The sequence below is a fragment of the Mitsuokella apri genome (genome assembly GCF_051886055.1).
Classification (GTDB): Bacteria; Bacillota; Negativicutes; order Selenomonadales; family Selenomonadaceae; genus Mitsuokella.
Map to the genome: position 1 here is coordinate 15,619 of NZ_JBJEXT010000005.1, position 20,092 is coordinate 35,710.

A 20,092-nucleotide genomic window follows, 5' to 3' on the forward strand; every position below is an offset into this window, starting at 1 on the left:
CATTTGAGGGAGAAATAGAAAGATGATACGTAAGGGAATCATTCTGGCAGGCGGTTCGGGGACGCGGCTTTATCCTCTGACGATTGCCGTATCAAAGCAGCTCATGCCGGTCTATGATAAGCCGATGATCTATTACCCGCTGTCGACGCTGATGCTGGCAGGCATCCGCGATATTCTCGTCATTACGACGCCGGCAGACAACAATAATTTCAAGCGCCTGCTGGGGGATGGCTCGCAGTGGGGCATTAAAGTTTCTTATGCTGTGCAGCCTGAGCCAAAAGGCCTTGCCCAGGCTTTTCTGATTGGCGAAGAATTCCTCGCTGGCGAAGGCTGTGCCCTCGTGCTCGGCGATAATATCTTCTATGGCTCCAACCTTTCTGTGCTGATGCAGCGCGCCGCCGCGCAGGAGTCCGGGGCGACGGTCTTTGCCTATTATGTCAGCGACCCGGAACGCTACGGCGTGGTCGAGTTTGACAAAAATGGCGAAGCTGTGAGCCTTGAAGAAAAGCCGGCTGAACCAAAATCGAATTACGCGGTGACAGGCCTCTACTTCTATGATAAAGATATCGTGGATATCGCCAAGACCATCAGGCCTTCGGCCCGCGGCGAGCTTGAAATCACGGATGTCAATAAGGTGTATCTCGCGCGCCATGCACTCCATGTCGAGACGATGCGCCGCGGCTACGCCTGGCTTGACACGGGCACGCATGAGTCGCTGCTGCAGGCGGCTTCCTTCGTGCAGACCATTCAGGCCAGACAGGGCCTCAAGATTGCCTGCCTTGAGGAAATCGCCTACCGCATGGGCTATATCAGCAAAGAAGACGTTGCAAAACTTGCAGAACCGCTTAAGAAAAATGAATATGGCAAGTATCTCCTGCGGATGATTCAGGAGTGAAAAAGTGAAAAAAGCTCTCAGATTTTGATTTCTGAGAGCTTTTTTAGGTGCAGATTTATTTCTGTTTGGCCAGAATGATGACCGTAGCTAAGATACTGATGGTGCCGAGCAGGTCGTAGAGGCCGAAGGCAATGTGCAGCAGAAAGACGGAGAGCAGAATGGCGGCGAGGGGTTCGGCGGAGCCAAGGATGCTGGTCTCAGCCGGCTGGATGTATTGGAGGCTGCCGAGGTAGCAGCCAAAGGCTATGACCGTGCCGAAGAGGATGATGTAGGCAAAGAGCAGCAGAGCCGTTATATCCATCTGCCCGTCAAAAAACCAGGGCTTGGAGACAGGCAGGAACAGCAGGCCGCCGAGCAGCATGCCCCAGCCCGTGACGAGTGTCGGACGCCACTTGCAGATGAGACGCTTGGGCTGGACCGTATAGAAGGCCGCGGCAAAAGCCGAGAGCAGGCCCCAGAACAGGGCGGCCGGTGAAATGGCCAGGGCCGCGAGGCTGCCGTGTGTCACGAGCAGGAATGTGCCGAGGACGGCGAGGAGTACACAGAGCACTTCGACGGGCCGCGGCCATTTTTTTGTGCGCAGGGCCGTGTAAAAGACGATGACAATCGGCATGAGGTACTGCAGGACCGTGCCTGTGGCGGCATTGCTGTACTTGATGGCGGCAAAATACGTGTATTGGACGCCGAGCATGCCGAAAATAGCGAAGGCGACGACTTCAAGGGCATCGCGCTTTTCGCGGAAAACGGTGAGGAGATTTTGGCGGTAAAAGATGAAATCGCAGAGCAGAAGCAGGGCACCGGAGACGAGCATGCGGACGCCGACGAGCCATTCCGTTGAAAAGCTACAGTCCTGCAGCAGGTACTGACCGGCCACGCCGGAACCGCCCCAGAGAATGGCTCCGGTGAGTGCAAGGCAAATGCCTTGACGGCGGGAAGATTGAGACATATTGGCAGCTCCTTTCCGAGGTGTATTGGCTTATGGGGGTCATTGATAGATTTGATAAATTTCGGGAAGAATTTTGCCTTGTACAACCCGTACGTCCTTATTTCTCTGGCGTATAGGTGTAGAGAGGCTGGCCGTCCGGCGAGGTGAGTTTGATGGGACTCAGACTGAGCTTGCCGTTCGTGATATGGAAGGCATCGGTCGAGACGGTAAAGCCCGGCAGCTTGATGACGGCATCGTAGAAGTGCAGGTCGCGGTAATCGTCGATGACCTTGCCGGAAAGGCTGTCAAAGGGCAGCAGATGATAGCGGCCCGGACCGGAGACAAAGGAACCGGACGAAACCGTTTCTTTGGCAGAGCCCTTTGAATGAATCTCGAGGTCGAGGTCGACGCGCGTGTGCAGCCCGCTTTTTGGCAGGGCCGCTTCTGTCTGCAGGTCCGTGCCATGGCCGTAGAGGTTGTAAAAACGCGTGTCAAGATCGTAGTCGCCATAGGCCGAGAGTTTGCCCTTGTAGACATCGGCGGTGACATCGGTGAACTGCAGCAGGGAATTTTCGTAGTAGACCTTGCCCTCGACATTGGCAAAGTCAAGTCCCGGGATATGGAGTTCGTCCATCTCGATTTTGCCTGTGCCGATGGGATGCGAGATAGGGCCTGTGAAATACGTCGAGAGCGTCATTTTATCATGAATATTCATGCCAAAACCCAGGGAGGACGGGTCGATCTGATAGAGGACAAGTGCGAGATTGCACTCGGGCTCGGGTTCTTTTTGGAAGTCGACATAGCCGTTCAGGGCGATGGCATCGCCGATCATTGTACCGCCAAAGCCGCCGATGGATATATCCATGTTGAGCCTCTTATCGGTGTTGAGATCGACGGCCATTTGTACATGACTCATGAGATAATGGCGTTCACGATAGAAAATCTCGATGTGACAGTCGTGGGCATTGAGCTTCATTTTGAGTTTCTTGCCGGCCGCATTGAAATTCTGCCAGTTCTTCTGCATTTTCTGCTGCCGGTGCTCACGGCGCCACTGACCGACTGCCCGGCGCTGGGCAGCGTCGAGACTGGAAAGATTGACTTTTTCACGCCAGTCTTCCGGTTCTTTCTTGAGGTCGTCCATGTCGGGAGATGGGCGCACAAAGTCGACCTTCATGTCATCGGAGAAGTGAACGGAAATCGCCGCATTATTGACATTGAGCTCGCGGATTGTGGTGGATTTGAAATTTTTGGTGAGGACATCCCAGACATTGACGCGGAAGTCGCCGCTCGGAATTTCAAGGATCGTATTGCCCTCGGGGTCCTGCCAGGTGAGATTCGTGAAATAAACATGGCCCGTAATATCGGAAATCAGGCGTTCGACTTTTATCGTGCCGCGCAGCATGTCCTGATTGGCCATGGCATGGTTGAAAATCTGGGCAGCACCGCGGCTGATGATTTCCAGTGCGATGAGAATGGCGATACAGGTGCAAAGCAGTCCGAGCCCCAGCCGCTGCCAAAATTTTCGGCTGGGGCGCATGCTGGAAAAAGAAGGAAAGGTCATATGGCACCTCGAAATACTTTATTTATCTTGTCTTTTTACTTTGACTAATTGCCAGAATTGACTTTTTTCATGGTCTTATTCTATCATGGAAGGAGTTATTTTGAAAGATAGACAAAATTGATGAATCTGTGAAAATTTTCTGCAGATGAGATACATTCCTGCTTAGATGTGTTATGATATAGATAGGATAAAGATACGGAATACGGGATATCCGAAGTAGGGAATATCGGAAAGGAAGAGACGCGTGAGACGAATCTGCTGTTTGGGCCGGTTTTGCCTGGCTGTGACGATAGGACTGGGGGCTGCGGCCATGCCGTTTGAGACTGCCGAAGCTGCACCCATTCCCCTGCGCGGGATCATCGAAGGCTTTTACGGCACGCCGTGGCAGATGCAGGAACGCCTTGACATTCTTTCGTTCGCCCATAAGTCGGGCTATAATGCCTATATCTATGCGCCGAAGGATGACCCGTATCATCGTGAAAAGTGGCGTGAGCCATACCCTGCCGATAAACTTGCGGAGCTCGGGCAGCTCGTAAAGCAGGCCAAGAAGGAGAACGTACATTTTATTTTTGCCGTTTCGCCCGGCCTTGACGTTTCCCTGCATGGCTATAAGAGCCTGCAGGATGAAGAGAAGATGCTCATAAAGCTTGAGTCGCTGTACAGCCTTGGCGTACGTGACTTTGCCATCTTCTTTGATGATATCAAAGATAAGGACGGAGCAGGTCAGGCCGCGTTCCTCAACCACATCTATGCGCGGATGAAACTGCGCCATGGAGACCTCGGCAATTTCCTGACGGTGCCGACCGAGTATTTCTATGAGGATATGGTTACGGCAGAGGGAACGCGCAAATCTTATACCGATGCGTTTGCCAAAAATCTGAATCCGCATATTCTCGTGCTGTACACGGGGGAGGGTGTGGCCAAGGCACCTTTGACGGATGCTGAGCTTGAGAAGGCCGATAAGCTTTACGGCCGCGCCCTTGGCGTCTGGTGGAATTATCCGGTCACGGATTATATGGAAAACAAGCTGGCCCTGGGGCCTATGGACGAACTGCCGAAAAAGGGGCTGCCCGCTGTTTTCTTCAATCCCATGAAGTATGAGGCCCTTTCCAGGATTGCCCTTGCCACAGGGGCTGATTATGCCAAAGACCCTGCCCATTACAGCCCTGAAAAATCATGGCAGCAGGCCGTCTGTAAGCAGTATGGGCCCGCAGCGCAGGATATGCTGCTTTTTGCGGCCAATTCCCGCCATCTTGAGAACGACTGGGCCAATATCGGTCTGCCCGATGACCCGGATTTCCAGCAGAAGGCGGCAAAAATGTGGCAGTCGTGGCCAAATGGCAGGACATTTGCCGAGGACTATCAGGCTGTGGCGGAAGCCGTCAAAATGCGTCAGCGTTCTGCTGTGAAACTGCAGCAGAACCTTCCGCCTGCGGTGCTGGACGAGTGCCGCCCGCAGCTTTTGCAGTATGGCAGACTGGCCGATGCGTCGGAGACAGCCCGGCTGCTCCTGTCGGCAAAGAAGCAGGGCAAGGCGGTGCAGGTGCGCAGCCTGCAGCAAAAACTTGCCTATGAAAAAAAGGTCATCGAGCAGCATAAAAAAGAAGCAACGCTGAGCGAACAGGCCATGGGCGCGTTTATTCAAAGGGCCGAGGCCGCTGAGACTGCGGCGGGGAGTGTGCATGATGCGGAGTAAAGAACAGGAAAACAAACGCCGGCAGCGCCGGCGCAAAAAACAGCTCGAACGGGCCATCCGCGCGCAGTCGGTAAACTTGGAAACACTTGGCGGCCTGACGCCGCGGGCCGTCGTTTCCTTCGACCTTGAGATGGCAGGCGCTTTTCCGGATGATATCATCGAGATCGGAGCCATCCGCCTGCCGCTCGGCCGCGATACTATCGAGGTATTTCGCCGTCTGATACGGCCGCGCACGTTCATCAACCGCGCCGTGCGCAATATGACGGGGCTGACAAAGGAAGCACTGCGCGACAAATCGACGCTCGATGTCATCCTGCCGGAATTTCTCGATTTTGTCGACCCGGAAGATCTCGTCGTGGGCCATGCCATCGGCGACAACGACCTTCTGAGCATCAATCTCGCTCTTATGCGCATGAACCGCAAGAACGGCACGAATATCCTTTTCTGTCCGCGCTATCTCGACACGGTGCGTCTGGCGCAGATGCTCCTGCCCAAGCGCAAAAAGTACAATCTTGTCGACCTGCTGGCCTCGTATGGCTGGCATCCGCGGCAAAAACACCGCGCCTTTGAAGATGCCCTGTCATCTTACGTTTTGCTGGAGTGCCTGCTGCAGGGGAGAAAGGAGAAGCCGGCCTGGCTGCCGGAACTCTTTACGCGCAAAGGCGGGGAAAAACTCGTCCATTCATACCTCACGTATGAAAAGCCGACGGATGGAAATGACGCTTGATTTGTATGATTGTACAAATATTTTTGTACGAACATATGATGGTCTTGTCTTTCCGAAATGGACGGAAACGACTATAATAATAGATGAAGGGGGTAGGTTGGCAGCCTTCGGGCTTTATCTTGCCGGCTCCGGTCATGTCCATTGATTTGAACGCCAACCACAAGTCAACGCGATGGGAGCCGGCGCCCTTCGACCGGACTCATAGGGACTGCTGCAGGACTGTGGCAGTCTTTTTTATTGCCAAAAATGTATGCTTCTGATACAATGATAGTCAAACTCTTTGATAAATCGTATTTATTTTATGTTAGCTTGATGGCTAAAGAATGTGAGGCTTGGCAGATATGATTGGTGAATTACCGAGCATTCAGCAGATGGAATGCTTCATCATTTATGGCAGGGTGCAGAATTTTACGCGGGCAGCAAAAGAGGCGAATATCACGCAGTCCGCATTCAGCGCGCAGATGAAGAACCTCGAGAACACGCTTGGCGTGGCCCTGATTCAGCGCTCGAAGCGCGGCAGTCATCTGACAGAAGCGGGAGAAAAGTTCCTGAAGAGCATCACGGCGTGGATGGACGGGCTGCACCGCATTGTTTACGAGCTGCAGAATATAGATGAAACGCAGCCGGTCGAGCTCAATGTCGGCATCCTGCGGACACTCGGCGATATCCAGATGAACCGCCATATCGCGCATTTCCGTCAGACGAACAAGAATCTGCGCTTCAACATCTTTGACCTTGAGACCGACCAGATCAACCGCGCGCTGCGCGATGACCGGCTCGATGTCGTCTCGACGTATTTTGCGGAGGACAGCATGCCGGAAGGCTCTGCCGACGAATTCGAGAACGCGCATTTCTGCTGGGACAATCTCGTCTATTATGCGCCTTTGCTGCAGCCTGCCTCTGCTTTGGTCACGCGCGAAGAGATTTTAGGCGAACCCATTGTCATTTATCCGAAGAATTACTTTATGAACAAGACCTTTCGGCGTTATTTTCAGGGCGTCGATGCGGGCATCAGGCCGGTCGTCTCAGCCCGGCTTTCCACGCCGTACGCGATGGTCTATTATTGCCAGCAGAACGAAGCGGGGGCCCTGCTGCCGGAACGCCTTTTAAAGACCCTTGGCTGTAAGGACGGCTGGTATGAGCTCGCGGAGCCGCTGCGCGCCGATGCCTGCCTGCTCTACAAGAAGAACAGCCCCAAGATCCGGCAGATTCGCGCTTACGTCAATTATGTGCTCGCAAGCTTTGCCGCAGAGCAGGATAAGCGAAAAGAATGATTTCTATCGTCAACGATTACTGTAAGATATGGAACTGATAGAAAACAGGAATTTTTTTAGCAGTACAGAGGGAATCTTCCTGCTAAAAGAGTGTAAAACTCCAGAGGAGACGGACGCTGTTATGCATGCCATGCACAGCAGCGCGGAATTTGAGAAATATCGATTTCATCGATAATGAATGATGCATGTTATCTATTTTTACGATAACATGCATCTTTTTTATGCGCTATACAAAATGATACGGCCCTATTATAATCTAGAACCATAACATATATAAAATATTTATTCTTCATAAGAAAGGTCGTTGGTCTTATTTATGGCTTCTACAGCTTCCGCAACTGCCAAAACTGCTAAACCAAAGTTATGGACAAAAGGTTTCATTCTTGATACGCTTGTAAATTTCCTGATTTATATCATCTATTATATGCTGATGGTCATCATCGCTTCGGAGGCCATTCATTCGCTGAATGCTTCGATGAGTGAGGCTGGCCTCGCTTCCGGCATTTTCATTCTCGGCACGCTCGTTGCCCGCCTTTTTGCCGGCCGTTCCGTTGAACTCTACGGCCGCAAGAAAATGCTCTTTGCCGGCATCATCTTCTACCTCGTGACGACGTTCATGTATTTCGGCATTCACTCAATGGCCATGCTTTTTGTCGTCCGCTGCCTCAATGGTATCGGCTACGGCATTGCTTCGACGGCCACGAGCACGATTGTCTCGACGATGATTCCGGCAGAACGCCGCGGCGAGGGCATCAACTATTATGCCCTGAGCATGAGCCTCGCAGCCGCCATCGGCCCGTTCATCGGCATGCTCATGCAGCAGATGTTCCCGTTCAACGATATCGTTTACTTCTGCATCGGCATGATTGTCGTCTGCCTCGGTGCTGCTGCTGTCATGCATGTTGACGAAATGGAACTCACGGCCGAGCATCGCGCTGCCCTGAAGGAAATCCACATCGCCAACTTCCTTGAGCCGAAAGTCTGGGCCATCTCGGTCGTCGCATTCTGTGTTGCCGTCTGCTACTCGAGCGTCCTGAGCTTCCTCGCATCCTATGCAGCTGAGCTCCAGCTCATGACGGCCGGTACGCTGTTCTTCGTTGTTTATGCTCTTGCCATCACGATTGCCCGCCCGATTGCCGGTGTCATGTTTGACCGCAAGGGTGAGGACTTCGTCATGTATCCGACGTATGCCTGCCTCGCTATCGGCCTTCTGCTGCTGTCCATTACGACGCAGAGCTGGATGATGCTCGTCGCCGGTGTCTTTGTCGGCCTTGGCTACGGCACGTTCATGTCGAACGGCCAGGCCATCTGCGTCAAGCTCGTTAAAGAAGTCCGCATCGGCGTTGCCGTCTCGACGTACTTCATCGCGCTGGACCTCGGCCTCGGCGTTGGCCCGTACATGCTCGGTGCTTTTAAGGAATCTCTCGGCTTCCAGGGCATTTACTTCGCTGTCGGCGTTGCTGCTGTCGGCTGCGCTGCCCTGTACTACATCCTCTATGCCCGCCGCCGCAAGACGCAGGCTGATGAAGAAGCTGAGCTTGAGAAAGCCATGGAAGAGGAGCTCGAGAACAGCGAGGAATTCGCTTAATTCGTTCCCCTTGCCGCCTGACTGCGTCCCCCGCAGATGGGCAGCATCATAATAAACCCCAAAAAGACAGCCCGCCATCTTCTTTTCCCGATGATGGCGGGCTGGTTTTTATATCAGGACTGCAGGGCTGCGGGATCCTGTGCGAGGATGGGGGCGAGGGCCTGATCATCCGGTGTGATATAGAGCGTTTTCTGATTCGTGAAGATGACGAAGCCCGGCTTGCTGCCCGAAGGCTTCTTGACATAGCGGACTTCCGTGTAGTCAACGGGGATTTTTGAAGAGCCGCGGGCCTTGCTGAAATGGGCGGCGAGGCTCGCAGCGAGCAGAATGTCCTCTGCGGAAGGCTCGGCGCCGCCATTTTGCAGGACGACGTGGGAGCCTGGAATATCCTTGGTATGGAACCAGGTGTCGTTGAAGCGGGCCGTTTTGAATGTCAGCTTGTCGTTCTGGTAGTTGTTTTTGCCAACAAGGATGTCCGTGCCATCCGGCGCCTTGAAGTGGAAAGGATGGGCGGGCTTATCATTGTTCTTTTTCTTCGGTTTTTCGCGCAGGTACCCCGAAACGATGAGTTCGTTGTGGATTTCCGCAATCTCGGCAAGGCTCGAGGAGGCCAGAAGCGAGGCTTCAATGCTCTCAAGATACGCGATGTTGTCCTCGCATTCGCGGCGCTGAACCTGCAGGAGTTCCTGCGCGCGCTTGAGCTTATCGTATTTTTTATAGCAGGCCTGCATATTCTCGACGAGTGTCAGGCGCTGGTCGAGGGGAATTGTGATGGTTTCGCCTGTTTCGCTGTAAATATTTGGCACCGTGACGCTGGCATCTTCGCGGTCCTTGAATTGATACTGGTATGTCATGAGATTGTCGCCGCGTACCTTGAATTCCTCGGCATTTTCCGCTGCGGCGATTTCCTCATCGAGTTTGACGAGTTTATTCTCGGCGCGGTTCAGTTCGTTTTTGACAAGTTTGCGGAAGCGGTCCTTGTCCGGAAGGACATAGGAGCCTAAGAGACTGTCGGCCTTTTCAAGCATGGCGCTGATGGTCGGGAAGGAAAGGACCGTGGCGTCCGGCAGGTAATGCAGCGGGAAGGACGCCATGGCGAGGACCTTGTTGTTTTCGCCGAGCAGCAGCACGGCCTCGCTTTTTTCCGTGGCGGCTGTGCGGATTTCCGCAAGGCCCTGACGGACGGCCGCAAAGTCGGACTCGTCGAGTTTCTCGATGCGGATGGATGGCGCGAGTCCCGCTGAAAAGCAGACTTCTTTTGCGGAAACCGGACCAAAGCCCATGCAGGCGGCGAGCAGGGCCTTGTCGAGGCGCAGGCTGCCGTCTTTCTTGACGATGGCCATGATGGCGTCGAGGTCATCCGTAAAGAGGTCGAGTTTATCCTGTCCGGGCGGCAGCTCGTAGGCCTGACCGGGAAGGACCGTGCGCACACGGCTGCTGTTTGCGCCGATTTTTCTCAGGGCATCGATGATCTGGCCATCCTGCACGAGGATGATGTTGCTGTATTTGCCCATGAGCTCGAGTACAAGCGTCTTCGTCACGATGCGTCCGCCGGCAGCCAGCGAGTCGATGTCGATGAGCAGCAGGCGGTCGAGCCCGTGCTGGCGGATTTTCGCGATGCGTCCCGTCTCAATCTGCTTGCGCAGGACCATGCAGAAGACGGGAGGCTCGGGCGGATTCTCGAGATTCTTCTCTAGAAGATGGGCAGACGGATTCTGCGAGTTGATGGAGATATGCAGAAGGAAATTCTGTCCGGGCTGACGCACGGACAGGATGATGGATTGTTTATTTGGCTGGGTGATCTTGTCAATGCGGCTGCCGGCGAGTGCGTCGTTGAGCTCGCGTGTCAGCGGGTGCATCGAAAAGCCGTCAAGACTCATGATAAATTCCTCGTTCTTTCTTTAGACTGTTTCCTTCTATTATAATAGGAAAGAAACCGCTTGTATAGTCTCAGGAGAGAGCCGGATAAAAGAACCTGAGTACGGAAAGGGCTTGCAAGATGTGTGCAAAACAAGTACAATAAAAAGATGAAGTAATTATGAGGAGGGACGTATCTCATGAAATTCTCGAAATGGCAGGGCTGCGGCAATGATTTTGTCCTGATTGACTGCTTTAAGGAAAACGTCAAAGATTTTGCAGCCTTTGCGAAAAAAGCCTGCGACCGCCATTATGGCATCGGCGGCGATGGTGTGCTCTATGTGCTGCCGTCCGACAAAGCCGATTTTCGCATGCGCATTTTCAATACGGATGGCAGCGAGGCGGAGATGTGCGGCAACGGCATCCGCTGCTTTGCGCGCTATCTCCATGATTACGGCCTGACGGATAAAGTCGAGTTTACCGTCGAGACCGGTGCGGGCATTCTTGTACCGCATCTGCAGATGGAAAATGGCAGAGTCACGGGCGTGCGCGTGGATATGGGCGAGCCTGTTCTCGAGGGAGATAAAATTCCGGTCAAAGGTTTTGGACTGAATCGCGTCATCAATGAAGACCATAAAGTCAAAGGCAAGACGTATAAGATGACCTGTGTTTCGATGGGCAACCCGCACTGCGTCATTTTTGTCGAGGACGCCGAGAATTTCCCGATTTATGAGCTCGGCCCGTCGTTTGAGTCGCATCCTTCTTTCCCGCGCAAGACGAATACGGAATTCGTCGAAGTCAAAGACCGCAGCCATGTGCGCATGCGCGTCTGGGAACGCGGCGCTGCCGTGACGCTGGCCTGCGGCACGGGCTCCTGCGCTACGGCCGTGGCCGGCGTGCTGACAGGCCGCACGGACCGCAAAGTCGAGGTCCAGCTCGATGGCGGCAAACTCGTCGTCGAATGGGATGAAAAGACAAATCACGTCTTCATGACCGGCCCGGCAGAACTCGCCTTTACCGGTGAAATCGCAGACTGAGCGTTTTTGCGGTTGGCAAAGCTGCACAATAGAATCGATTGGAAGGAAGATACTGCATGATTAAAAGTATGACCGGTTTTGGCTCGGCAGCGGGCGAGAATCAGGATTACAAAGTCACGGTCGAACTCAAGGCCGTCAATCAGCGCTTTCTGGAGATTGCCTTTCACGAGCCGCGTCAGCTCACGGTTTTTGAGGATAAGCTGCGAAAATGCATCCGCCAGACGGCCGCGCGCGGCAAGGTCGATGTCTTCATTAATTACCTTGACAAGCGTGAAAAGGCAGCAGCCATTCACGTTGACAAATCCCTCGCCAAGGCCTATCATGCGTCTCTTGATGAGCTCAGCGATTTTCTGCACCTTGCACGTCCGGATGATGTCATGCAGGTGGCATCGTATCCCGATGTCCTGCAGGTTGTCGAAGAGGATGAGCTGGAGGGCTTCGAGCCGCTGCTTTTAGAGACCGTGCAGAAAGCCCTGACAGGCTTTGACGCGATGCGTCAGGCGGAGGGCGAAAACATCGGCCGTGATTTCCTCGTGCATCTCACGGAACTCGAGAAGGGTGTGGCAAAGCTCAAGGAGCTGGCCCCACAGATTGTGCAGGGGTACCGCGAACGCCTGCAGAAAACTCTCGAGGAGCTTTTGTCCGCACAGGATATCGACGAGACGCGTATCATTCAGGAGACAGCCATCTATGCGGACAAAGTCAACTACACGGAAGAAGTCGTGCGGCTCGGCAGCCATTTTCAGCAGTTCCGCGCCATCCTCGCGGGAGCAGAAGGCCCCATTGGCCGCAAACTCGATTTTCTCATTCAGGAAATGAATCGCGAGACGAATACGATTGCCTCGAAGGCAAACAGCTCTGAGGCAGCTCAGCTTGTCGTCGATATGAAAAGTGAAATCGAAAAACTGCGTGAGCAGGTACAGAACATTGAATAAGCATATGATATAGTCCCTATATTATATAGAAGTACATGAACTGAGTGGAGGAGGAACCACCATGGATATCAAATTAATCAACATCGGCTTTGGCAATATCATCTCCTCGAATCGCATCGTTGCGATTGTAAGTCCGGAATCGGCACCCATCAAACGCTTTGTCCAGGAAGCACGCGACTGCGGCCGCCTGATTGACGCCACGTATGGCCGCCGCACGCGCGCCGTCATCGTCATGGACAGCGACCATGTCGTCCTGTCGTCCGTTCAGCCGGAGACCATCACGCACCGCATCGTTGTGGATATGGATGAAAAGGATACGGCCAAGGGAAATAAAAAAGGAAAAGATGAGGTAGAATGAGCAAAGGTTTATTGATTGTTGTATCAGGCCCTTCGGGTACGGGCAAGGGCACGGTCTGTGCGGAACTTTTGTCGAGCACGCCGGAACTTGCTTACTCCATTTCGGCCACGACGCGCCAGCCGCGTGACGGTGAGGTCGACGGCAGGAACTATTACTTTTTGGAGAAGGAAGAGTTCGAGCGCAAGATCAGCGAGGGGGACTTCCTCGAGTATGCCAATGTCTACGGCAATTATTACGGCACGCCGCTCGGCAAGATTGAGGAGCGCCGCGAGGCAGGTCAGGACATCCTGCTGGAAATCGATACGCAGGGAGCGCTCAATGTCATGAAAAAGTGCCCCGATGGTCTCTTTATTTTCCTGCTGCCGCCGTCCCTGCCGGAACTTGAACGCCGCATCCGCGGCCGCGGCTCGGAGACAGAGGAATCGCTGGCACGCCGCCTCGGCTCCGCCCGCAAGGAAATTGAAATCGGCCGTCAGTATACATTTGTTGTCATCAATGACACGGTACAGAGGGCAGTCGGCCGCATCAAGGCCATCATGACCGCAGAGCACTGCCGCCGTGACAAAGAAGATATGATCAATGAGGTGTTGGAGAAATGAAAACGAATAACGTAGAGATGAGCATGGTCAATCCGTCTACGGATGCCCTGATGAAGAAAGTGGACAGCCGCTACGGTCTCGTCGTCCTCGCAGCAAAGCGCGCCCGCCAGCTGCTCGACGGTGCGGAGTGCAAGGCTACGAAGGCCCGCTCGACGAAGAACGTGACGAACGCACTGGAAGAAATCGTTGAGGGCAAGATTTCGTACAAGCTCGATATCGACGAATAATAAGAGGGTTATGCGCTATGGAAGCTTCTGCGCTTCAGGCCCTTGCGGGCAGGAAAATCATCCTCGGCGTCACGGGCGGCATTGCTGCCTATAAGGCCGTAGAAATCACAAGCCGCTTGAAGAAAGCCGGTGCCGAGGTTCACGTCATCATGACGCGCGGCGCCGAGAATTTCGTCACGGAGCTGACATTCCGCGAAATCAGCGGCCAGCCGGTTACAACGGATATGTGGGCAAAAGTCGCCCATTACCATGTCGAGCACATCGCTCTGGCGAATCTTGCCGATGCTGTGCTGATTGCGCCGGCCACGGCCAATGTCATAGCAAAGGCTGCCTGCGGCCTTGCCGATGACATGCTGACGACGACTTTGCTCGCGACCAAGGCACCCGTGTTTGTCGCTCCGGCAATGAATACGAATATGTACGAAAATCCCGTCACGCAGCGCAATCTGCGCGAACTCGCCGCGCGCGGCTTCCATCTCATTGAGCCGGACAGCGGCATGCTGGCCTGCGGCGTATCGGGCAAGGGCCGCCTGCCCGAGCCTGCTGACGTTGTCGGCATTCTGGCAGATTTCTTCGCGAAGGGACAGGAGCTTGCCGGCAGAAAGATTCTAGTGACGGCCGGCGGCACCATTGAGCCTTTGGACCCTGTGCGCTATCTTGGCAACCGTTCGACGGGCCGCATGGGCTATGCGATTGCTCAGCAGGCAGCAAACCGCGGTGCCGAGGTCGTGCTCATTTCGGCGCCATCTGCTCTGTCTGCCCCGGCTGGCGTGCGCATCGTCCGCGTGGAGACGGCCCGCGAGATGCGCGAGGCTGTTCTGCGGGAATTTCCCGACAGCGACATTGTCATCAAGGCCGCTGCTGTGGCAGACTACCGGCCCAAGGTTGTGGCAGCCAACAAGATTAAGAAGCAGGAAGGGGAGTTCACGCTCGTCTTGGAGCGCAACCCCGATATCCTCTATGAGCTCGGTCAAAAAAAGACGCATCAGCTGCTCATAGGCTTCGCTGCCGAAACCACGGATGTCGAAACCTATGCCAGAAAAAAACTCGCGAAAAAGAACCTCGACTTCATTGTGGCCAATGACGTTTCGGAAGAGGGAGCCGGCTTTGGCGTCGAGACGAACCGCGTCAGGATTTTTGCCCGCGACGGGCAGGCGTGGGAGTATCCGCTGCTCTCTAAGATGGAGCTCGGCGGCATCATCCTCGACCATGTGGAAAAGCTGCTGAAGGCAAAATAAAAAAGGGCTGCCGCTTATGCGACAGCTCTTTTTCACAGACAGACTGATGAAGGCAAAATGCTTATTTTTTCTTCGTGTCAGCCTTGGCATTCTTGGCGTTATCCGTGTTGAGCGGTGCCAGAATGAAGGAATCGAGTTCACCCTTCTTGTTGAAGATGAGTTCGCAGCGGACAGCCTTCGTCTTGTCAAAGCTCATGAGATACGTCATCTGGTCGACATTGTCGAAGCGCGTCCAGGCAACGAAACGGGTCTCTTTGAGGCTGCCGAGTTCTTTTGCCATGCGCTGTTCTGCTTTCTGCAGGTCAGCGGCCTTGACGCTTTTCTTCGCCTCGGCACTCATCATGGCATAGGCACCGTTGGCATCTTTATTCGTCAGCATGGTGTTGATCCACTGCGTGGATACCGCTTCCTCGTTGGCGAAAGCCTGTGCATTCTGCGATGGCGCTGCCATGACGGTAGCCGGCAGAATCAGCAGGCAGAGCATCATAGCGATGATATAAAATTTTTTCATAAAAACACCTCCTGCTTGCCATTGTACCGCATTTTCAGCGGGTATGCAAAAAATAATGATACGATAGACTGGCAGACGCGGAAACTGTGAAAGCTGTAAAAGCTATATTGTTTGTCTGAGCCTGTCTGAGCAAGTGGCAGAGCGGGAGCAGGGAAGGAGAAAATGAGAGCTTTGCTCGAACAACTTTGTTTTACTATAGGAGGCCCTTTGACGGCCGGCTGCTGGAAAGTGGAAGCCGTCGTGCGCGAGCGCAGGGTCTATGTCGGCGCGGCGCAGGCGGCAAGTTTTGAAAATCTGCCCGCAAAGCTCGACACGGAAGAGCTGCCGGGCGGCCGCCGCTGGCTCCGCAAACTCGATAAACTGGCCATTGCCCAGCGCTGGCGCTCGCGCTTCTTTGCCGAAGAACAGCTTGCGGCCGATACGCACTGGACGCTTCTTTACAAGGAACTGGGCAAGCCGGCGCGCCATATCACGGGCTGCGGCGCTTTTCCGGAGAATTGGGCTACATTTATTGACTGCCTCAATGAGCTGCCGAATGTGGCTATTCAGCAGGAAAATCATCTCGAGTACGTCCGCTTCCTTTTGATTGAGACCGTGCCGGTACGGCAGGGACGCAGGCAGACCATGGTGGAGCTGCGCGAAAAACTCGTGCTGGACCGGCGCAAGCGCATGATTCTCTACAACCGTCATAAAGAGGATTTCGGCACGGAGCGTCATGCCTATGAACTGCCAAAGTCCGTCAGCCGCCTGCTCGATGAGCTCGATAAAATGGCACCGTTTGAATCGCGCCTGACGGCGCGCAATCTTTCGTCAGATGACAAGAGCGCACATCTCGTCGTCCGCTGGCAGCGCCATGACCGCGTGGAAGCAGGCTTAAGCTGTCATTACGATGCAGAGGACATGCCCGGGGACTGGAAGGTATTTTTGCAGGACCTGCATGAAGTCATGGGCGGCATCCACGGCCGTTTCTTTGCACCGGAACGCTTTGCGGCCGCGCAAAAGCAGCCGGCAGCCAATTGACACAGGCCTGCTTTCTGCCATACAGAGATGCAGAGAAGCTGCAGTGTACTGCAAAAGTTTGTTGACGGAGAAGAAAACTTAGAAAGAGAAGGGGAGAAGAGTTTATGCAGATTTCCAGTCGTTTTACAATAGCTGTCCATATTTTTGCCTGCATTGAGGCCTTTGGCAAAACGCACAAGCTTACGAGCGATTTCCTCGCCGGCAGTGTCAATGTCAATCCGGTCATCATCCGCAAGACGATGTCGCAGCTCCAGAAAGCCGGCCTCATCAAGGTCGCGCGCGGCACGGGCGGCATCAAGATCACGCGTCCCTTGAATGAAATCACGCTGCTCGATGTCTTCAAGGCAGTTGATGTGCTGGAACATGAGAGTTTGTTCCACTTCCATGAAAATCCGAATCCGGCCTGCCCGGTCGGCCGCAATATCCATCACATCCTCGATGGTCATCTGGAGTCTGCCCAGAGCGCGCTTGAACAGGACCTTGCGCATACGACGCTGGCAGATATCCAGCAGGAGACGCAGGCCTGCCTGCACCGCGATGCGGCGCAGACTGCGGGGCAGGAGTAACAGCGGATGAATAAAGTTGCACAATTCCTGCGGACGCGGCAGCCGCTGGTGTTTTTGCTGGCCCTTATCGTGCTCGTGCTGGCCGGCAACGGCCAATTGGCCATCACGGATCCCGTGGAATCCAATTACGCGCTGACGGCGAAGGAGATGCTGGCCTCAGGCGATTATATCTCGCCGCGCATCTACGGCAATTATTGGTATGATAAACCGATTTTCTTTTATTGGGAGCTTTTGGCGGCTTTTTCAGCCTTTGGCGTGAATGAATTTGCCGCCCGCTTTTTCCCTGCGGTCTTTTCGGTGCTCAATGTGCTGGAGACCTATTATTTTGCGCGGAAGCTTTATGATAAAAGCACGGCCCTGCTCTCGGCCTTGATTTTCGGCACGACGACGGCGTTTTTCTATCTTTCGAAGGCCGTCATCACGGACATGACGTTTGTCTTTTTCTTTAATGCTGTACTCATTGCCTTTTTCCTCGCTTACAGGAGCGGCCGGCGCAGCCTCTATGTACTGGCCTTTCTCTTTTCGGGGCTGACTGTCCTGACGAAAGGGCCGATTGGCTTTTTGCTGCCGGGCTTTATCCTGCTCGTCTTTCTCTGTGTCAGGCGGCGTCCCAAAGAGCTTTTGCGCATGAAGTGGTTTTCCGGCATGGCCGTTTTCCTGCTCGTGGGCGGCTCGTGGTACTACGTCATGTACCGGCTGCACGGCATGGACTTCATCGATACGTTCTTTGGCGTGCATAATTTCCTGCGTGCGCGCGTCGCCGAGCATGCCCGCGATGATGTCTGGTTCTACTACATCCTGATTTTCCTGCTGGGCTTTTTGCCGTGGTCGTTTGTCGTACTCTGGCAGGTGAAAAAACGCTGGCAGGAGCTCAAGGCCCGCGTCAAGGAGAGGTCTTTCAGCGAGGGTGCGTTGTTTCTCTTCATCTGGGCCCTGCTCGTCCATCTCTTTTTCCAGTGCATGGCCACGAAGTACGTCACGTACACGCAGCCGGCCTTTCTGCCGATGGCGATTCTCGCCGGACGCCTGCTGAAGGACCATGTGACTTTCGTGAAAAGACTGGCCCTTGCTTCGTATTTCGTTTATTTTGTCCTGCTCTTCGCGGCTGCCATTCCGCTCTGCGCGCAGCAGTCGGGCAGGGATGTGGCGGCAGCATTAAGAAATCTTAATCCGGAGCATCACCTTGTCGTTAACTACGGCGATTATAATAATGACCGTATCCATTATCGGACCTCGACGGTCTTCTACTATGGCGAAAATATCCCCGAACTCATCGGCAAAAGGGAGCTTGCGGAGATTCAGCCGGGCGGCATGAGCTGGAATGCCAAGAATGTCATGCCGTTCCTCGCTTATGAAGACCTGCCGCCCGAAACGACCGTTTACATCCTCTGTGAGACGCCGCGCCTGCCATTTTTGCGCGGCCGTCTGCAGGACAGCGCGCTGGAAGTCGTAGATGAACAGCACGGCACGTCCATCGTCAAGGCTGTTGTGCCGGCCCGCCGCACGGAGGAAGAGAAAAACTAGAAGAAGGGAAGCCCTTAGGCATGAAGAGCATAAAGAAAAGAAGATTATCCATCGTTGTACCGGTTTATAACGAAGAGGACAATTTGCAGCATTTTTACGAAGCCGTCAAAAAAGCTATGGCCGGTCTTGATTTCGATTGGGAAATCATCTTTGTTGACGATGGCTCGCGCGACAAGAGCCGCGCTATCCTGCATGAACTGGAGCACGAAGACCATCATGTCCAGCCGATGTTTCTGGCGCGCAACTACGGCCATCAGCTCGCGCTGACCTGCGGCCTCGACCATGCGGACGGCGATGTCGTCATCACGATGGACGGCGATATGCAGCATCCGCCCGAACTCATCCCGACGCTTTTGAAGTACTGGGAAGACGGTTATGAAGTCGTGCAGACCATCCGCGATGCGACAAAGGATGCCTCATGGCTCAAACGGACGACCTCGGCAGGCTATTACAAATTCCTCAACCTCATCTCCGAAGTGCCCGTACAGCCGGGCGGCTCGGATTTCCGCCTGATGGATCACAAGGCCGTCGTGGCCTTCCGCCGCTACCGCGAGCATGCGCGTTTTATCCGCGGGCTCATCGGTGCGATGGGATTCCGTCAGAAGCAGCTGCATTTCACGGCGCCGCCGCGCTTTGCCGGTGTTTCGAAGTTTTCGCCGCGCAAGATGTGGCGCCTTGCCGTCGACGGCGTTTTCACGTGTTCGACGTTTCCGCTGCGCCTCGGCCTTTACTTCGGCATGGCCAGCCTTATCGCGAGTGTCTTTGCCTTCATCTATGTATTGTATGAAACGCTTATTGAGGAGAGTACGACGGCCGGCTGGCCGACAATCATGGCCTGCATCCTGTTTTTTGGCGGCATGCAGCTTTTGATTCTCGGCATCATCGGCGAATACCTCGGCCGTACGTACGAAGAGACGAAACGCCGTCCGCTGTATCTTCTGGAGCGCGGCAAGCCTGAAGACCTTGTGCATGGCCTTGACGATGCGGATGAGGCCGAGAAAGCAGAGGAACCTGCGGGAAAGGGGAAGCCCCTGCATGAAGTTTAATTTCGAGGCCATCAAGCATCACTTTTTTACGCGGGCGTTTCTGCTCTTTCTCGTCGTCGGCTGCATCAATACGTTTCTCTGCAGCTTTCTGGCGAAAATCATCGAACCACTCGTTGCAGGCGATGCCAATCTCGCCTTTAATATCGGCTACATCCTTTCGAATATCAATGCGTATCTTTTAAACAGCGTCTTCGTCTTCCCGACAAAGATGAGCCTTGTGCGCTATGTAAAATTCTTCCTTTCCTATGTGCCGAACTACATCATCCAGAATATCATTGTCTTTGTTGTCTACAATTTGATGGGGCTGCCGTCGCTTGCGAGCTACCTGATTGCCGCCATCCTCGGCGTGCCGATTACGTTCCTGTTCGTCAAGATCTTTGCGTTCGGACGCAAATAAGGACCGTAAAAAATACAGAAGTGTGACTTTGGTCACAGACGCATAGTAAAATGCTATGTTATCTTGATAAAGCAAAGAGTAACTGACCAGCAAATGGAGGTTCCTGCATAT

The 20,092-nt window shown here is 54.1% G+C and carries 20 protein-coding genes; 16 read left to right on the top strand and 4 right to left on the bottom strand.

Annotated elements, in window-relative coordinates; translation table 11 throughout:
* The first annotated feature begins 22 nt into the window (after positions 1-22).
* Positions 23-895 carry a glucose-1-phosphate thymidylyltransferase RfbA gene (gene rfbA, locus ACI4OH_RS00335; protein WP_439783916.1) on the top strand — a complete coding sequence of 291 codons (873 nt, stop codon included), beginning with the start codon at positions 23-25 and terminating at the stop codon, positions 893-895.
* A gap of 55 nt (positions 896-950) precedes the next feature.
* Here rfbA and ACI4OH_RS00340 read toward each other — a convergent pair whose 3' ends face one another.
* The gene (locus ACI4OH_RS00340; protein WP_432648164.1) at positions 951-1,841 is read right to left on the bottom strand and encodes a DMT family transporter; all 891 of its coding nucleotides are present in this window, start codon (positions 1,839-1,841) and stop codon (positions 951-953) included.
* Positions 1,842-1,938: 97 nt separating this feature from the next.
* Positions 1,939-3,381: a translocation/assembly module TamB domain-containing protein gene (locus tag ACI4OH_RS00345; RefSeq protein WP_435721391.1), complete on the bottom strand. Its 1,443-nt coding sequence runs from the start codon at positions 3,379-3,381 to the stop codon at positions 1,939-1,941.
* A 244-nt stretch (positions 3,382-3,625) separates the two neighbouring features.
* Between ACI4OH_RS00345 and ACI4OH_RS00350 the strand changes: the two genes are divergently transcribed.
* The 4 genes from ACI4OH_RS00350 (at position 3,626) to ACI4OH_RS00365 (ending at position 8,666) form a co-directional block, all read left to right on the top strand.
* Positions 3,626-5,077, top strand: coding sequence for a protein O-GlcNAcase (locus ACI4OH_RS00350; protein ID WP_439783917.1), 1,452 nt, complete (start codon positions 3,626-3,628; stop codon positions 5,075-5,077).
* On the top strand, positions 5,064-5,804 hold the full coding sequence (locus ACI4OH_RS00355) for a 3'-5' exonuclease (RefSeq protein ID WP_432647910.1): 741 nt from the start codon (positions 5,064-5,066) through the stop codon (positions 5,802-5,804). Before ACI4OH_RS00350 ends, ACI4OH_RS00355 begins: the two co-directional genes overlap by 14 nt.
* A 341-nt stretch (positions 5,805-6,145) precedes the next feature.
* Entirely contained in the window at positions 6,146-7,078 is a 933-nt protein-coding gene (locus ACI4OH_RS00360) for a LysR family transcriptional regulator (protein WP_432647911.1), read from the top strand.
* Positions 7,079-7,394: 316 nt separating this feature from the next.
* Complete coding sequence (locus ACI4OH_RS00365; protein WP_439783930.1) at positions 7,395-8,666, top strand: MFS transporter; 1,272 nt, start codon at positions 7,395-7,397, stop codon at positions 8,664-8,666.
* Positions 8,667-8,779: 113 nt separating this feature from the next.
* On the opposite strand, the gene ACI4OH_RS00370 is transcribed toward ACI4OH_RS00365, so the two are convergent.
* Entirely contained in the window at positions 8,780-10,546 is a 1,767-nt protein-coding gene (locus tag ACI4OH_RS00370; RefSeq protein WP_439783918.1) for an Rqc2 family fibronectin-binding protein, read from the bottom strand.
* 177 nt (positions 10,547-10,723) lie between these two features.
* Here ACI4OH_RS00370 and dapF point away from each other — a divergent pair, with 177 nt between their 5' ends.
* From dapF to coaBC, 6 genes are all read left to right on the top strand, one after another.
* Positions 10,724-11,560 (top strand): diaminopimelate epimerase, encoded by an 837-nt coding sequence (dapF, locus tag ACI4OH_RS00375; RefSeq protein WP_435721397.1) that lies wholly within the window; start codon positions 10,724-10,726, stop codon positions 11,558-11,560.
* 56 nt (positions 11,561-11,616) lie between these two features.
* On the top strand, positions 11,617-12,495 hold the full coding sequence (locus tag ACI4OH_RS00380; protein ID WP_432647369.1) for a YicC/YloC family endoribonuclease: 879 nt from the start codon (positions 11,617-11,619) through the stop codon (positions 12,493-12,495).
* Positions 12,496-12,556: 61 nt separating this feature from the next.
* Positions 12,557-12,853, top strand: coding sequence for an extracellular matrix/biofilm regulator RemA (remA, locus tag ACI4OH_RS00385; RefSeq protein WP_432647368.1), 297 nt, complete (start codon positions 12,557-12,559; stop codon positions 12,851-12,853).
* A complete protein-coding gene (gene gmk, locus ACI4OH_RS00390; protein ID WP_432647367.1) occupies positions 12,850-13,452 on the top strand; it encodes a guanylate kinase in 603 nt (200 codons plus the stop codon). The genes remA and gmk overlap by 4 nt, the downstream gene beginning before the upstream one ends.
* Positions 13,449-13,679, top strand: coding sequence for a DNA-directed RNA polymerase subunit omega (gene rpoZ, locus ACI4OH_RS00395; protein ID WP_295713876.1), 231 nt, complete (start codon positions 13,449-13,451; stop codon positions 13,677-13,679). The genes gmk and rpoZ overlap by 4 nt, the downstream gene beginning before the upstream one ends.
* 17 nt (positions 13,680-13,696) lie before the next feature.
* Entirely contained in the window at positions 13,697-14,917 is a 1,221-nt protein-coding gene (gene coaBC, locus ACI4OH_RS00400; RefSeq protein ID WP_439783919.1) for a bifunctional phosphopantothenoylcysteine decarboxylase/phosphopantothenate--cysteine ligase CoaBC, read from the top strand.
* Positions 14,918-14,978: 61 nt separating this feature from the next.
* Here coaBC and ACI4OH_RS00405 read toward each other — a convergent pair whose 3' ends face one another.
* Positions 14,979-15,428, bottom strand: a complete 450-nt coding sequence (locus ACI4OH_RS00405) for a hypothetical protein (protein ID WP_432647365.1) — start codon at positions 15,426-15,428, stop codon at positions 14,979-14,981.
* A 207-nt stretch (positions 15,429-15,635) separates the two neighbouring features.
* Between ACI4OH_RS00405 and ACI4OH_RS00410 the strand changes: the two genes are divergently transcribed.
* The 5 genes from ACI4OH_RS00410 (at position 15,636) to ACI4OH_RS00430 (ending at position 19,981) form a co-directional block, all read left to right on the top strand.
* Complete coding sequence (locus tag ACI4OH_RS00410) at positions 15,636-16,448, top strand: hypothetical protein (protein ID WP_435721399.1); 813 nt, start codon at positions 15,636-15,638, stop codon at positions 16,446-16,448.
* 104 nt (positions 16,449-16,552) lie between these two features.
* Entirely contained in the window at positions 16,553-17,014 is a 462-nt protein-coding gene (locus ACI4OH_RS00415; RefSeq protein ID WP_432647363.1) for an Rrf2 family transcriptional regulator, read from the top strand.
* Between the two features lie 6 nt (positions 17,015-17,020).
* Positions 17,021-18,538: an ArnT family glycosyltransferase gene (locus tag ACI4OH_RS00420; RefSeq protein ID WP_432647362.1), complete on the top strand. Its 1,518-nt coding sequence runs from the start codon at positions 17,021-17,023 to the stop codon at positions 18,536-18,538.
* A gap of 20 nt (positions 18,539-18,558) precedes the next feature.
* Complete coding sequence (locus tag ACI4OH_RS00425; protein WP_432647361.1) at positions 18,559-19,584, top strand: glycosyltransferase family 2 protein; 1,026 nt, start codon at positions 18,559-18,561, stop codon at positions 19,582-19,584.
* Positions 19,574-19,981: a GtrA family protein gene (locus ACI4OH_RS00430; protein ID WP_432647360.1), complete on the top strand. Its 408-nt coding sequence runs from the start codon at positions 19,574-19,576 to the stop codon at positions 19,979-19,981. Before ACI4OH_RS00425 ends, ACI4OH_RS00430 begins: the two co-directional genes overlap by 11 nt.
* Positions 19,982-20,092 lie beyond the last annotated feature (111 nt).